Origin of the sequence: Gordonia hankookensis (assembly GCF_014673215.1) — a bacterium.
GTDB lineage: Bacteria > Actinomycetota > Actinomycetes > Mycobacteriales > Mycobacteriaceae > Gordonia > Gordonia hankookensis.
This window is the reverse complement of the sequence record NZ_JACWMS010000002.1, coordinates 1,555,061-1,569,219: the sequence shown is the minus strand read 5'-3', so window position 1 is coordinate 1,569,219 and position 14,159 is coordinate 1,555,061. Positions and strand designations below refer to the sequence as shown.

The following is a 14,159-nucleotide window of genomic DNA, read 5'->3' as shown; positions in this document are numbered from 1 at the left end:
GAGTTCCACGCTGCTGTTGCTAAACGGAGGAATCCTCCGTATATTAATCGGAGGAAGCTTCCGTTTCACCGCTGAGTGTACTCCACAATCCCTACTCGAAAAGAGCTCATCAATGTCTCTTTCGCCATCCCTCGAACGCATCCGGATTCCGGGACAACCGTCGCGGACCCACCGGTTGCGGTCACGGATCAACACCGACGCACTGGTTCTCCTCGCGGTTCTCGGATGCCAGCTGATGGTGGTCGTGGACGCGACGATCGTCAACGTCGCCCTACCAGATATCCAACGGTCCCTTGGCTTCTCGACCTCGAGTCTGTCCTGGGTCCTCAACGCCTACACCCTCACCTTCGGTGGCCTGCTCCTCCTCGGCGCCCGACTCGGCGACATCCTGGGTCGTCGGGGCACCTTCCTCGGCGGACTCAGCCTGTTCGTCGCGGCATCGATGTTCGGCGGTTTCGCCACGGACACCTCGATGCTGTTGGTGGCCCGGGCATTTCAGGGCGTCGGCGCCGCACTCGCCGCGCCGGCCGCGCTGGCCCTGCTGATGACCCGATTCCCCGAGGGACACCAACGGACTCGCGCATTGGCGCTGTTCACCGCGGTGTCGATCGGCGGATTCTCGTTGGGACTCGTGCTCGGCGGCGCCCTCGTGCAATGGCTGGACTGGCGCTGGGTGTTCTTCGTCAACGTGCCCATCGGTGCGGTCGTGATCGTCGCCGGCCTGCTGTCGCTGCCACGAACCACGGCCCAGCCGGGGGCGTTCGACCTCCAGGGCGCCCTGTACTCGACGGCAGGTATCGGAGCGATCGTCTACGGTCTGGTCAACGCTGCCGAGCACGGGTGGTCATCATCGGTGACGATCGTGGCGCTGATCATCGGATTCGCCTTCCTGATCGGCTTCGTCTACACCGAAAGCCGTGCACCACAACCCATCACGCCACTGCGGCTGTTCGCAAGCGTTTCTCGCAGCTCGGCCCACCTGGGCCGGCTGGTGATGGTCGCCGGGTTCATGGGCATCATGTTCTTCCTGACCCAGTATCTACAGGAGGTCCTGCACTACGGTCCGCTGGAGACCGGCGTCGCCTACCTCCCGATGACGGTGGCCACCTTTGCCGCCTCACAGGTGACCGCCCGCATACTGGTGGGGCGGTTCACCACGCGAGCCCTCCTCATCACCGCGTTCTCGGTGGCGGCAGCGGGACTGTTCTGGCTGACCACCCTCGATGCCCAGACACCGTATCTCGCTCTGCTTGGACCGTTCGTGCTCATCGGCGCCGGCGGCGGCACGGCGTTCCTGTCGCTGACCACCGCGGCGCTGCGGGGGGTGCACCCCGACGACGCCGGAGCCGCATCCGGGCTGGTCAACACCGCACAACAATTGGGCGGCACCGTCGGTCTCGCCATCATGGTCGCCGTGTTCGGGGCCGCGACACGCGGCCTCTCACCCTCGACGACCACCTTCGCACACGGCATGACGGTGACGGTGCTGGCAGCCGCCATCCTGCTCACGGTTGGTGCGGTGCTGATGGCGATCACCCAAGGTGAGCGTCGGACGCCTACTCCTGCGCCTGCCGCCCCCGTGCAGTGAATCCGGCACACAGATAGGCGATCCCGTCATCGAGGCGGGATCGCGGATCGAGAAGCCGTGGCGCCGTGTCACATCCGGACAGTTCGGAGAGATGCGGCGCCACGGCCTTGCTCCGGCCACCGATCAGGTCCTCGAGTCCGTCCGGCCGCTCCGAGGGTTTCTCGGTGCGCAGCAGGTCGTCGCTGACGGCCACCAGCGCGACGCCGTGCACGTGCGTCCAGACCGCGAGCGCCATCCCGGTGGCCTCGACGAGGTCGACACCGAGATCCAGGAAGCCCGCGGCGAACCAGTCCAGACAGCGCAGGGACTCATCACCGAAGCTGTGCCTGGGTGACGAGTAGGCGAGCACCACCCAGGGGTGGCGGCGATACAACTCCCAGTCGATCTCGACGATGATCCGTACCCGCTCCTGCCACGACGACGGCTCTGCCTCGTCGACCGGGTACGGGAACCGCCTGCCGATCTCCTCCGACATCTGCTGGAGCAGAGCGTCCTTGTCATCGACGTGCCGGTACAGCGACATCGCGCCGACGCCGAGTTGGTCGGCGATCCTGCGCATCGACAACGCGCCGATGCCGTCCCGGTCGGCGACGTCGATCGCGGCATCGACGATCGCTTCGAGAGTCAGCTTCGCGCCGACCGCGGACTTGTCCGCAGCGGATTTCTCGTCAGACGGCAATCGTCGCTCCCTCTCCCCGATGTCGCCCACCGATCACCCCGGTGACCTGTGGGAATATTTCACTTGCGTACAGCGTACCCATTCTCGTACCCTTCGAGGCGTACGGCGTACGCGGCCAACGGGCGGCGTACGCCTTCGCCAGTATTGCGAGATCCAGGAGAGTTCGACATGTCCACCCTCATCCCATCGTCAGATCAGCGCCAACGGGATCCTTCCGGCGCCGACCGACGCATGTGGTGGGGACTCGGTGTCCTCACTCTCCCCGTGTTGCTGGTGTCGATGGACTTCTCGGTCCTCTACCTGGCCATTCCGGCGATCACCGAAGCCCTCGACCCGTCCGCCGCCCAGCAGCTCTGGATCCTCGACATCTACGGATTCCTCATCGCCGGCCTGCTCATCACGATGGGCAACGTGGGCGATCGCCTCGGTCGTCGGCGCATCCTGTTGGCCGGCGCGGCGCTGTTCGGTGTCGCCTCGGTGATTGCCGCATTCGCACCCACTGCCGGTGTGCTCATCGCCGCCCGCGCCCTGATGGGCGTCGGCGGCGCGACGCTCATGCCCTCGAGCCTGTCGCTGATCGCCAATATGTTCCCGAATGCCCGGGACCGGGCCAGGGCGATCGGCGTCTGGACGGCCGCGTTCGCCGGCGGCAGTGCGCTCGGTCCGGTGATCGGCGGCGTGCTGCTGCACCACTTCTGGTGGGGCGTCGTGTTCCTCATCAACGTGCCGGTGCTGGCGGTGCTGTTCATCGCCGGTCCTCGACTGGTGCCCGAGTACCGCGCGCCCAACACCACACGGTTCGACGTGGTCGGCGTGGCCCTGTCGATGCTGGGCATCCTGCCGCTCGTCTACGCGGTGAAGACGATGGCGGCCGACGGCATCAGCGGAACGGTCGTCGCGATCGGCGTCTTCGGCGTCGTGATGCTCGCGCTGTTCCTGGCCCATCAAAGGCGGGTGGCCGCACCACTGCTCGACCTCGCCTTGTTCCGGAACCCGCAGTTCAGCGCCGCTGTCTCGGTGGCGCTGGTCGGCATGATGGCACTCGGCGGGATGTCGTACCTCACCGGCGTCTACCTGCAGTCGGTTCGTGGGTTCGATGTCCTCACCGCGGCACTCGCGGGGCTGCCGATGGCGGTCGCGGTGGCGGTCTTCTCGATCGGTGCGTCCCGGGTCGTCGCGGCGCTCGGGCTACGGGCCGCCTTTGTCGGGTCGGTGCTGCTCGCAGCGGTCGGCAACCTCGGCCTGCTCGCGCTGTCGATGTCCAGCCCGCTGTGGATCTACCTCGTGTTCACCTCGATCGCGGGCATCGGTTACGGCATCCAGTTCAGCCTGGTCTCCGATGTGGTGGTCGGATCGGTACCGGTCGAGCGCTCGGGTGCGGCATCGGGGATCTCCGAGACGAGCTTCGAACTGGGCACCGCACTGGGGCTCGCGCTGCTCGGCTCGCTGGCAACGCTGGTGTTCCGGGAGAATTCCGATGGCTGGACCTTCGGCGACACCCTCGGTGACACGATGCACCGCGCCCTCGAGATGGGCGACGGCGGAACAGGATTGGCGGACGCGGCACGCAACGCCTACGTGGACGGGATGCATGCCGCATCCCTCGCGAGCGTGATCGCACTCGGCGCACTCGCGGTCGTGCTGACCGTCGTCATGCGCGAGCGCACCGCGGCCGACGTGCGGCAGGACTGATCGGGTCGGAGGCGTTAGCCTTGCCCTCGTGCACGAACTGATCGAAGGACGCTGGAGCGCGAGAGGCTACGACCCCGGCGCGACGATCTCCACCGACGACGTGACCTTGATCCTGGAGGCCGGCCGTTGGGCGCCGACCTGGGGTCGGGTCCAGCCGGTCCGGTTCGTCGTCGGGGTCCGGGGCGATGCCACGTTCGTGAAGCTCACCGATGCCCTGACCCGCGGAAACATCGGGTGGGCGCCTGCGTCGGCGGCGTTGGTCCTGGTGTGCACGGCCGCCGAACCCGACGACGAGAAGGCCCGTACCTACGCCGCGGTCGACACGGGACTCGCGGTGGCACAGATGATCCTGCAAGCCGCGGATCTCGGGTTCAACGGTCACCCGATGGCCGGGTTCGACCCCACTCGTGTGAGGGAGTTGTTCGCCATCCCCGACGACCGCCGACCGTTGGTCCTGCTGGGCATCGGCAGGCTCGCCGATCCCGCGACCGTGGCGCCCGAGATCCGCGAGCGTGACGAACGCCCGCGCACCCGACTACCGCTCGACGAGGTGGCGTTCAGCGAGACCTGGGGTCACGCCTTCGGAAGTCCCTGACCCCGCGCACCCGATCAGGGGCACACCGGGTCAGGGACACCGGAACGATCAGAACTGCTCGCAGGTCGCCTTGGCCTTCATGATCGCGTCGTGGTTCTTCTTCATCTCCGTACGCATGGGCGGCATGATGTGGTGATCCCGCATGAACTGTCTGATCGACGCGCGGGTCGGGTGGTTCTTGCGGAACTCCGCGCGCTTGGCCTGCTTCTGATCCTTCGTCATAGTCATCGCCGACTCGAAGTGCTTCTTCATCTTCGGGTTGCCGTCGATGCGCTTCCACAATGCCGGGTCCTGCTTCGCGAGAGCGCTCTCCACCTGGGACACGCTGCAATGGGTACCCGGCACGCTCGAGTGCGGCGCGGGCGTCGTCGGGGCCGCAGTCGCGACGCCTCCGACCGCGATGGCCGACGCGATGCCTGCACCGGCGACGCTGCAGGCGACACCGCGGGCGAACCGCTTTCCGGGGCGAGTTGACTGAGTCATGTACACATCCTTTGTTGTCGGTCGAACGGCAGAGCCGTCGCGTGACATGCACGGCCCGACGGGCCGGGCATGCGACGAAAACTAGCGGCGCCACATGAGATACAACTGAGAATCGCCCAACAGTCCGCGCATATTTCTCGCTGGTCAGAGCCTTTTTGCCGGGTTTGTGCCCCCATGTCGGAATCCACCGGCGGCGATTGCGCCCACCCGGCCCCGGGGCCGACGGCATTTGATCGGCACCATCGGTGGGGAGTACAGTCCGAGACATGCAGCGCGCGCTCCTTCTCGGTTGCCGCGGCGGGGTCTGAATGACCGGCCCTCCGTCGCGGGCCTATTCATGCGCCGGTCATCTTCCCCATTCGATTCACGGAGATTGACCAACCATGGCAGCAGCAGACTCATTCACTTCCGGCACGAGCCGCATCGTCGAGCCTTCCGGCCCGATTCCCTCCGGCCAACCGGTCTGGAACACCCAACGCAGTTCGGCGATGCCCTCTCATCGTTATCGTCAGTTCGCCGATGAGGTCGAGAACGTCGCCGTCCCCGATCGGACCTGGCCCGACAAGACCATCACCGGTGCGCCGATGTGGTGCGCGGTGGATCTGCGCGACGGCAATCAGGCCCTGATCGACCCCATGAGCCCGGCCCGCAAACGACGGATGTTCGATCTGCTGGTCCGTATGGGCTACAAGGAGATCGAGGTCGGTTTCCCGGCGGCCAGCCAGACCGACTACGACTTCGTCCGGGAGATCATCGAAGAGAACGCGATCCCCGACGACGTCACCATCCAGGTGCTCACACAGTGCCGCGACGAGCTGATCGAGCGCACCTTCGACGCGTGCCGCGGCGCGGCCAACGTGATCGTCCACTTCTACAACTCCACGTCGGTACTGCAGCGACGTGTGGTGTTCCGCGCCGACAAGGGCGCGATCAAGAAGATCGCCACCGACGCGGCGCACAAGGTGCTCGACGAGCAGAAGAAGTACCCCGACACCAACTGGCGCTACGAGTACTCGCCGGAGTCGTACACCGGGACCGAACTCAGCTTCGCCAAGGACGTCTGCGACGCCGTCACCGAGATCATCGCGCCGACCCCCGAGCGTCCGATGATCCTCAACCTTCCGGCCACCGTCGAGATGGCGACCCCGAACGTCTACGCCGACTCCATCGAGTGGATGCATCGCAACCTGGCCCGTCGCGACTCGGTCATCCTGAGCCTGCACCCGCACAACGATCGCGGAACGGCCGTCGCCGCAGCCGAACTCGGTTATCAGGCGGGCGCCGACCGCATCGAGGGCTGCCTGTTCGGCAATGGCGAGCGCACCGGCAACGTCTGCCTGGTGACCCTGGGCATGAACCTCTTCAGCCGTGGCGTCGACCCGCAGATCAGCTTCTCCGACATCGACGAGATCCGACGCACCGTCGAGTACTGCAACCAGCTGAACGTTCCCGAACGCCACCCCTACGGCGGTGACCTCGTGTACACCGCCTTCTCGGGCAGCCACCAGGACGCCATCAACAAGGGCCTCGACCAGATGAAGATCGACGCCGATGACGCCGACCAGGACATGGACGACATCCTGTGGCAGGTGCCGTATCTGCCGATCGATCCCAAGGACGTCGGCCGCAACTACGAGGCCGTGATCCGGGTCAACAGCCAGTCCGGCAAGGGCGGCGTCGCCTACATCATGAAGGCCGACCACGGCATGAACCTGCCGCGCCGCCTGCAGATCGAGTTCAGCCGCGAGATCCAGAAGATCACCGACGGCGAGGGTGGCGAGGTCAACCCGAAGGCCATGTGGGATGTGTTCGCCGAGGAGTACCTGTACCCGGTCCGACCGCTCGAGCGCATGCGCCAGAAGGTGGATGCGGCCGAGGTCGACGGCGGCGAGGACAGCATCACCGTGGTGGTCAAGGTCGACGGCGTCGAGCGTGAGATCAGTGGTAGCGGCAACGGGCCGCTCGCGGCGTTCGTGGACGCGCTGTCCACGGTCGGCTTCGACGTACGGGTCCTGGACTACAGCGAACACGCACTCACCGCAGGCGGAGACGCCAGCGCCGCGGCCTATGTCGAGACCGAGGTCAACGGCGAGACCGTCTGGGGCGTCGGCGTCGCGTCGTCGATCACGACGGCCAGCCTGCGTGCGGTGGTCTCGGCGGTCAACCGCGCGAACCGCGTGACCGCGCCGGTCGCCGACGATGCCGCCGCCGCACCGCGCACCTGGGCCCCGTAGCGACCCAGTACAACCAACGGCACCGCCGGAACTCCTCCACCCCGCAGCCACCTCCACCCGCCGATCGAGTAGCGGCGACGGAGGAGCCGCGTCCGCCCCGCCGATCGAGTAGCGGCGACGGAGGAGCCGCGTATCGAGATCATCGACGCGCCAACCCCATCGGCGCGCCATCAGACCCACGATGGTCGGGTGACCCCCGACTCATCGTGTCCAGGCGTGGGCCGGGACCCATCGAACAGCGGGCGATCCCCGCTGACCGGGTGCCGGCCCACACCCTTGTCGGCATGCGACACGATCGTCATCCTTTCCGGATGACGACTTCCACCCCGTAGCGGGACAGACTCCATGGTGAGGATCGGGCGCACCGTCCGCGCAGCACGGTCCACTCCACGAGAGGGGTCAGCATGGCCGACCGGGCCGAGCTCGGGCCGATCGACTACATCGTCGTCGAACTCCCCGACGACACAACGACTCTCATCGATCAGATGATCGCCGAGTTCGCCGGGATCATGGCGACCGGCTCCATGCGCATCCTCGACCTGGTGGCGATCTCCGTCGACGCCACCGGCACGGTCGATGTGACCGAGGTCGAGGGGGTCGAGGATCCCCGCTCCGCGGACTTCGTGACATCTCTCGCCGAGATCCTGGCCCTCGAGGATGTCGAGAACATCGCGACTGCGGTGACACCGGGGCGGAGCGCAATCGTGATCGTCTGGGAATACCTGTGCGCCCGCCCTCTTGTCACGCTCGCGCAGAGGTCGGGATCGCAGATCATCGCCCAGGGACGCATCCCGACCGGAGCGGTGGTCGCGGCTCTGGCCACCGAGCCCCCTGGATGACGCCGTGGCGGACGATCAGATCAGATTCTGTTCGCGGGCTCGGTCGACCGCCTCACGACGCGTCGACACCCCCAACTTCCGATAGATCGACTGCTGATGGGTTTTCACGGTGTTGACCGAGACGAACAGATCTGCGGCGATCTCCGAAGCCTTGTACATGGTCGGCAGGTATCGCAAGACCACCAATTCCCGCTCGGTGAGCACACCAACCGGTGCGCCATCGACCGGTCCGACCGTGCCACCGCACGCCGCGATGAGCTGCCGGATGAACCCGACGTCATCGTCGGCCAAGTGTTGGTGCCTCTCGAGCAGCGCCCGCACCGGCGGCCCCGCCGTCACGAACGGCCGTATGTGACCGATCGGTGCCGCCAGCCGTGTCGCGTCGCCGATGCGTTCGAGCGCCACCGACTCCCGTTGCAGGCGCGCTGAGGCCACCGCCGACAGCACCGCGGCCTCGACTGCCTGCAGACGATGCGGCGCATAGGAACTCGTCGCACCCAACAAGTCCGCCGCGTCACCGGGTCGATCCGCCGAGAGATACGCCCTGGCGAGGGTGACCCTCGTCAGGGCACCGGCGTACGAGTCGGCACGCGCCGCATCGCGCATCCGGGCTATCACGGCGTCGGCGTCGCCTGCGAGAATCTGCACCTCAGCCGTCGTGGCCTGGTACCACGTGCTGAGCAGCGAAGGCAGCCGGCCTGACTGCTCGCGCACCGCCTCGAGCCGTTTGGATGCAGTTCGCGCAGCATAGAGATCACCGCGCACCACCGCGAGCCAGACCGCCGAGATCTCCAGGACCAACCAGGCCCCACTGTCCGTGCCGAGCTCGACGGCACTGCGCCCCATGGCGATCGCGCGCTCGGCCGCCTCGAGCTCATGACTCTCGAGGTGAGTCAGGGCGGAGGCTGCGTACAGCGCCATCGCCTGGGGCTGACGGGTCCACCCGCGACGCTCGGCGAGCGACCTGATCGCCGTCGTCCGGGCACGGGCGTCCGGCAACGCGCCGTCGGCGAGATCGACGAGCCCGAGGTATGCATCCGCCGCCATCGCCATCAGACTCAGCCCTGCACCCTCGGCACTGACCCGACTGGATTGGAGTTCTTGTGTGGCCACAGCGATCTCACCGCGGTGGAACAGCCCGATGGCACGGTTGTTCTTGGCGATCAACGCATAGGCCTGGGCGGCAGGCACCTCGCTCCGCGACACTCCGGCCACCAGTCCGAGCACCTCGTCGCACCGCTCGACGACATCGTCGAGTGAACTCAGCCGGGCGCGGACCATCCGCGTCAGCGCGAGCACGATCTGTGTTGCCGCAGGAGGAGTCGGCCCGCCACGCAAGGCGCTCGTCGCGTCGTCGGCGTCTCGGGTCATCGTGCCGTAGTCACTGCGGTGATACGCCAGGATCGACGCCACGATCAGGGTGTCGGCGGTCGGCTGCCGGTCAGCCTGCGCGGCGGTCGGTGCCAGCGCCGCTGCGAGGGCAGGCGCCTGCGCCGACAACACCAGGGGCAGAGCGATCCGGCACAACACCTCGGCCACCTCGGCCCACGCATGGGCCAGACCGAAATGCCGGATCGCCGAGATCGGATCTCCGCTCTGGATGAACCAGACCGCCGCTCGACGATGGAGATCCGCAGGGGCATCGGGGTTCTCGGCCGCAAGACGATCCAGCAACAGTTCCCGGAACAGTGGGTGGTAGGCGTACCAGTCCGGCCGATCGGACAGCCGGACAGTGAGCAGGTTGTCCTCCACCAGACTGTCCAGGACATGTCGGCTGTCGATCCGACCGGTCAGCGCACGCGCGAGGTCACCGGTCATCATCTCCACGATGCTGCTCGACAACAGGAATTTCCGATCGGTCGGTGCCAGATTCTCCAGCACCTCCTCGACGAGATACGCCGCGACGGTCTCGTTGAGGCCTCCGAATTGCGTCAGCGCGTCGTGGACGTCTGCGTCATGAGTACTCAGCAGCGCGAGTCGGAGGCCCGCGGGCCACCCCTGCGTCCGCACGAGCAATGTATCGAGATCCTCCGCGGAGAGTTCTGCCCCTGCGCGCGTACAGAATTCGAGTGCATCGGCGTGCGTGAACGCCAACCGGTCGGAACCGATCTCGGTGAGCCGATCCGTGAGTCGCAGCTTCTGGAGCCGGAGCTCAGAGGCCGCACGGGTGATCAGGATCAGCCGCAGTTGCGCGGGCTGACGGGAGATCAGATGACGGACGGACTCCAGAACGGCCTGGTCGGCGATCCGATGGAGGTCGTCGAGCACCAACGTCACCGGCGTCTCGGTGGCCGCGAGCCCGTCGATGACGAGCTCGACCTCGCTACGGTCGAACCCGACGCCCGGGACCACGTCGGTCACGGCCGTGCGATCACGAAGAGCACCGGCGGCCGACAGCGCCCCGACGACGCCGCCCCAGAACGACCGGAGGCCATCCGAGTCGTCGGCCGCCAGCCACGCCACCGGCTCCGTCGCGACGTGACGGCTCCACGCGGCAACCGCAAGTGTCTTCCCATAACCGGGCCCCGCAGACACCACGGCGACCTGCCCCGGCCGGCACGCGGTCAACGCACGGTCGATTCGACGCAGCCGAACGTGGCCCGGAGGGAGTTCCGGGCGCGAGATGCGCAGCCTGGCATCCGGCGCCAGGTGACCGATCGGCTCCTTCACACGGATCCCGTCTACGACGCCCCGACTGGCCGGGGGGACCTGCACAGATTCTAATCCGTAAAGTCGGCGCGCCCTTCACTCATTCGAATGGAATGGCGACACCACGGTGTCCGATCTGTGACGATCAGATGTGCGCGCGGCGAAGCCTCGCCGTAGGCACGGAGGAGGTGGTGATCATGGCCCTGCGTCCCGGACGGGCGAATCGGCGGGCCGTCATCGGTCATCCCATCGTTCGCTCGACGCCTCATCCGGAGTCCGCTGCCCTGCTCGAACGCGCGATCTCCCGTCGTCGAGACAGCTCCGGGGTGGCTGGGCCGGAACACTCGCCGGAACATTCCGGCGAGAGTCAGGGCCGCGACGAATGATCAGGCCTGGTCACCGCGGGCACTGACGGGCGGGTCGGTTGGTCCCGTCGTCTCGTCATCGGCCGTCACCGGCTCTGCCGGGCCCTCGACCACCGGGACAGGGGCACGGCGCGCAGGCTGCATGGCCACTTCCAGGGCCGCCAACACCACGCACGCGATCACCACCGTCCAGATGACCACCAGACCCGTCGGATAGGGCCAGAACATCAACACGAGCGCGGCGATCGCGACCACGCCGATCCGCACCGCGATCCGCGCCTGCCAGAGCACGCGCTCGAACGTGTTGGGCGCTCGTGCGGCCCGACGCGAGTCGACGGCTCCGACGCCTCGGGTGAATCCGTGACGTACCGCAAGGGCCGCCCGCGAACCACCGGCGAGGAACGCCGCCACCGCGACCACGAGGCCCACCACCGCGACCGCCCGCAACGCGAGACGTAACGGCGCCACGACGGTGTCGAAGATGACCCGTGCGGCATCTGGTGAGAGCACGTCGGGCGGAACCTGGCCGAGATAGATCGACCTTCCGACGAGCAGTCCGATGGCGAGGACGAGCATGCTGAGGGTGATCGCGATCCCCACGATCGCGAGCATGCGAAGACGTCGTCCGGACCCGATCAGCACCACGGCCCCCACGGCCGCGAGGATGGCCAGCCACGGCAGGATGGACGCGATCTTGTCCAGCGCCCGCACCCAGCGCTGCGCCTTGGCCAGGTCGGGCGACTGGAACACGACGAACTGCTTGTCGACCTGCGGGATGCTGCCGGCAAAGGCGAAACCGCGGTCCTGGAGTCGCTGCTTCACCTGTTCGATGATCGGACCCAGTTGGATGCTGATCGTCCCGTCGGAACCGATGTTCACCGCGTCGCGTTGGGTTTCGCCGGTGACCGCGGCGACGACGGATCGATGCGCGGCGCGGTTCGCCGCCACCCAGAGGTCCTTGAAGGTCGACGACCGTACGAAGTCGTCCACCGTCTTGTGCACGAACGACTCGGCCTGCGATGCGAGAACGGGCGCCAGACCGACCAGCGCCTGATCGACGCGGGGCCGGTCCGCGGGGGTCAGGTCCACGATCTGCTGCAGCGCCTGCTGGGTCATCTGCTGGATGTCGACCCGCGAATCGATCTGTTCGGTCACCGCGGCGGAGACCTGCGCCTGCACAGCAGGATCGGAGGCCAACGGTGTCACGGTGGTCAAATAGTGTTCGGTGTCGAGGAGCTCGCCACGGACATAACGGGTGGTCACGGAGGTGAGTGCGAGGAGCGCACACAAAATGACCAATACGGTCGCCCCGATACGCCGCCATATCGACGGCCCTTCCCGCCGGCGGCCGGTTCGGCCCGCCACCTCGGCCCTCAGGCGCTCGAGTTCGGCACGTTCGTCGGCGTCGAGGGGGCGAGCGTCACGAGGGCGAGCGTCACGAGGGTGAGCACTGTCGGATCCGGCTTCCGCCACGTCCGGGCCTCCTAGTAGTCGGCGATCGCTGCGATCGCTCCACGGTCGATGGCCGCCACGAATGTGGCGTGATCGCGGGCGTTGCATTCCGCGTATCTGATAGCGAATCGTCCCATGGCACGATCGAATTCGTCGGTCGACCCGAGGTATTCCGAGATCGCGACCGGATCCCCGGACCGCGTATGTCCATATGCGAGGACTCGACCGCACACCCGCCCGTAAGCCCGGAGTGCGGCAGGATCGAGGGTCTCGATCACGACCGAGCCCTTGCCATCTCGCAATTGGCGGAGGTAGAAGTCCCGGTACACGCCGTCGAAGCCGACACCGGAGTCCCAGCCGAGGAACACGTCGCTGACCGCCTGGATCAGCCGTTGGCCGTTGACCACCCGCTCACCCTGGTTCAGGTGCTCGGGACCGCCGAGATAACGTGCGAGCACCGACTCCTGCGCCTCCTTCGCCTGCAACAACAACGGATCGCCATCGCCCTTGCCGCGGAACAACAAAACCCAGGCCCTGGTTCCGACGCTGCCCACGCCGACCACCTTGCGCGCCATCGCGACGAGTTCGAATTTGTCCAGCAGGACACGATGATGCGGGGGCATCGTCTCTCGGAAGTCGCGCAGCCGCCCGTGGAGTTCGGCGTAGGCGCCTTCGATCGCGGTCGGCTCCAGCAGTTCCTCGACCGGCACGATCAGCGGCGGAGAACTGACGAAACCGACCTTCCCGTCGGTCACCGTGGTCAACTTCGACAGTGCCTGGAGGCTGTTGTGCCGCCACGCCTTCTTGATCTGCTTCTCCAGGTTCTTGGCGGTCGCGGCATTGATCGTCTGCCGGATCCCGTCCAGGCTCCCGGCCGGCTCGGTGTGGCTGTACCAGCTGTCCAGGGTTCCGAGATCCGCCTGCGCGGCCATCGTCTCGCGATATTCGCGGGCGCACTCCCGTGCGACGGCCTTTCCCTCCTTGCGTCCGAATCCGTTGTCGAGCGCCGCCACCACCAGGCTCGCGGCCAACCGCTTGACATCCCATTCGAACGGGCCCGGATACGTCTCGTCGAAATCGTTGACGTCGAAGGCGAGTCGACGTTCCGGGGTCGCGAAGAAGCCGAAGTTGCTCAGATGGGCATCCCCGCAGAGTTGTACGGTCATGCCACTGTGCGGCGTCCGCGAGAGATCGTCGGCCATCGGGAGTGCGGCGCCGCGATAGAACGTGAACGGGGACCGCGCCATCCGCCCGTGGCGGATCGGTACCAGTTCGGGGACCCTGGAATCCGCCTGCTGCAGGAGCAACTCCATCGGGTCTCGGTGGGTGCCCGCATCGAGCACACCGGGCGGCACCTCGCCGAGGTCACCCGGCGCCACCCGTCTCCTGGCGGCGCGCCCGGACGCCACGCGCTCGGTGATCGAGAGATAGTCGGCACCGGCGGGCATCATCGGCTCACCGCCCGTCGCATCGACTGCCGTGTCCATCATCCGACGATGACAGCAGTCCCGACCAGCAGGCATCACCCAGGCGGTATGAAGATGTCCGATGCAGACGAACTCATCCGCTCCGGATGATCCGCC

Annotated in this window: 11 protein-coding genes; 6 read left to right on the top strand and 5 right to left on the bottom strand. The window is 66.9% G+C overall.

Annotation, left to right across the window (positions count from 1 at the left end; translation table 11 throughout):
* Positions 1–112 precede the first annotated feature (112 nt).
* A complete protein-coding gene (locus tag IDF66_RS14375; RefSeq protein ID WP_190267357.1) occupies positions 113–1,588 on the top strand; it encodes an MFS transporter in 1,476 nt (491 codons plus the stop codon).
* Here IDF66_RS14375 and IDF66_RS14370 read toward each other — a convergent pair.
* Positions 1,557–2,267 carry a TetR/AcrR family transcriptional regulator gene (locus IDF66_RS14370; RefSeq protein ID WP_164310384.1) on the bottom strand — a complete coding sequence of 237 codons (711 nt, stop codon included), beginning with the start codon at positions 2,265–2,267 and terminating at the stop codon, positions 1,557–1,559. The genes IDF66_RS14375 and IDF66_RS14370 overlap by 32 nt on opposite strands.
* A gap of 168 nt (positions 2,268–2,435) precedes the next feature.
* Between IDF66_RS14370 and IDF66_RS14365 the strand changes: the two genes are divergently transcribed.
* Both IDF66_RS14365 and IDF66_RS14360 read left to right on the top strand, forming a co-directional pair.
* On the top strand, positions 2,436–3,959 hold the full coding sequence (locus IDF66_RS14365; protein ID WP_190267356.1) for an MFS transporter: 1,524 nt from the start codon (positions 2,436–2,438) through the stop codon (positions 3,957–3,959).
* A 28-nt stretch (positions 3,960–3,987) separates the two neighbouring features.
* Positions 3,988–4,554 carry a nitroreductase family protein gene (locus tag IDF66_RS14360; protein WP_190267355.1) on the top strand — a complete coding sequence of 189 codons (567 nt, stop codon included), beginning with the start codon at positions 3,988–3,990 and terminating at the stop codon, positions 4,552–4,554.
* A gap of 48 nt (positions 4,555–4,602) precedes the next feature.
* Here IDF66_RS14360 and IDF66_RS14355 read toward each other — a convergent pair whose 3' ends face one another.
* Positions 4,603–5,037 (bottom strand): hemophore-related protein, encoded by a 435-nt coding sequence (locus IDF66_RS14355; RefSeq protein WP_164310381.1) that lies wholly within the window; start codon positions 5,035–5,037, stop codon positions 4,603–4,605.
* Positions 5,038–5,420: 383 nt separating this feature from the next.
* Between IDF66_RS14355 and leuA the strand changes: the two genes are divergently transcribed.
* Positions 5,421–7,271 carry a 2-isopropylmalate synthase gene (gene leuA / locus IDF66_RS14350; protein ID WP_190267354.1) on the top strand — a complete coding sequence of 617 codons (1,851 nt, stop codon included), beginning with the start codon at positions 5,421–5,423 and terminating at the stop codon, positions 7,269–7,271.
* A gap of 404 nt (positions 7,272–7,675) precedes the next feature.
* Complete coding sequence (locus IDF66_RS14345) at positions 7,676–8,110, top strand: DUF6325 family protein (RefSeq protein ID WP_190267353.1); 435 nt, start codon at positions 7,676–7,678, stop codon at positions 8,108–8,110.
* Between the two features lie 15 nt (positions 8,111–8,125).
* On the opposite strand, the gene IDF66_RS14340 is transcribed toward IDF66_RS14345, so the two are convergent.
* Positions 8,126–10,780: a LuxR C-terminal-related transcriptional regulator gene (locus IDF66_RS14340; RefSeq protein WP_190267352.1), complete on the bottom strand. Its 2,655-nt coding sequence runs from the start codon at positions 10,778–10,780 to the stop codon at positions 8,126–8,128.
* 176 nt (positions 10,781–10,956) lie between these two features.
* Between IDF66_RS14340 and IDF66_RS14335 the strand changes: the two genes are divergently transcribed.
* Positions 10,957–11,145, top strand: coding sequence for a hypothetical protein (locus IDF66_RS14335; protein WP_190267351.1), 189 nt, complete (start codon positions 10,957–10,959; stop codon positions 11,143–11,145).
* Here IDF66_RS14335 and IDF66_RS14330 read toward each other — a convergent pair whose 3' ends face one another.
* Together IDF66_RS14330 and IDF66_RS14325 are read right to left on the bottom strand one after the other, a co-directional pair.
* Positions 11,146–12,387, bottom strand: a complete 1,242-nt coding sequence (locus IDF66_RS14330) for a hypothetical protein (protein ID WP_190267350.1) — start codon at positions 12,385–12,387, stop codon at positions 11,146–11,148. It abuts the gene before it with no gap.
* A gap of 221 nt (positions 12,388–12,608) precedes the next feature.
* Positions 12,609–14,063: a DUF2252 domain-containing protein gene (locus IDF66_RS14325; RefSeq protein WP_223309458.1), complete on the bottom strand. Its 1,455-nt coding sequence runs from the start codon at positions 14,061–14,063 to the stop codon at positions 12,609–12,611.
* Positions 14,064–14,159 lie beyond the last annotated feature (96 nt).